The 704-nt window shown below is 60.9% G+C and carries 1 protein-coding gene; it reads left to right on the top strand.

Annotated features, from left to right (window positions below; genetic code table 11):
* Positions 1-21: 21 nt before the first annotated feature.
* Positions 22-704 (top strand): succinate dehydrogenase iron-sulfur subunit (locus BHE01S_RS35875; RefSeq protein WP_042273287.1); only part of this gene is annotated, 683 nt, incomplete at its 3' end.

The raw sequence follows: 704 nt of genomic DNA, 5'->3' as shown, positions 1-704 counted from the left end.
GCCAGTCAAAAGGAATTGGAAATGGCCAAACGCATTTTTGAAGTCTACCGCTACGACCCGGACAAGGACGCGGCGCCGCGCATGCAAACGTACGAGCTGGAAATCACGCACGAGCGCATGCTGCTCGACGCGCTGGTCAAGCTCAAGGAACTGGACGAAACGCTGTCGTTCCGCCGTTCGTGCCGTGAAGGCGTGTGCGGTTCGGACGCCATGAACATCAACGGCAAGAACGGTCTGGCGTGTCTCACGAACCTGAACGACCTGCCGGCGAAGATCGTGCTGCGTCCGCTGCCGGGCCTGCCCGTCGTGCGCGACCTGATCTGCGACTTCACGCAGTTCTTCAACCAGTACCACTCGATCAAGCCGTACCTGATCAACGACACGCCGCCGCCCGAAAAGGAGCGTCTGCAGTCGCCCGAGCAGCGCGACGAACTCGATGGCCTGTACGAGTGTATCCTGTGCGCAAGCTGTTCGACTTCGTGCCCGAGCTTCTGGTGGAACCCGGACAAGTTCGTCGGCCCGGCAGGCCTGTTGCAGGCTTACCGCTTCATCGCGGACAGCCGCGACGAAGCGACCGGCGAGCGTCTCGACAACCTCGAGGACCCGTACCGTCTGTTCCGTTGCCATACGATCATGAACTGCGTCGACGTTTGCCCGAAGGGCCTGAACCCGACGAAGGCGATCGGCAAGATCAAGGAACTGAT

The organism is Paraburkholderia heleia NBRC 101817 (assembly GCF_000739775.1).
GTDB lineage: Bacteria > Pseudomonadota > Gammaproteobacteria > Burkholderiales > Burkholderiaceae > Paraburkholderia > Paraburkholderia heleia.
The sequence above is the reverse complement of the archived record's forward strand: the minus strand, read 5'-3'. Positions and strand labels throughout refer to the sequence as shown.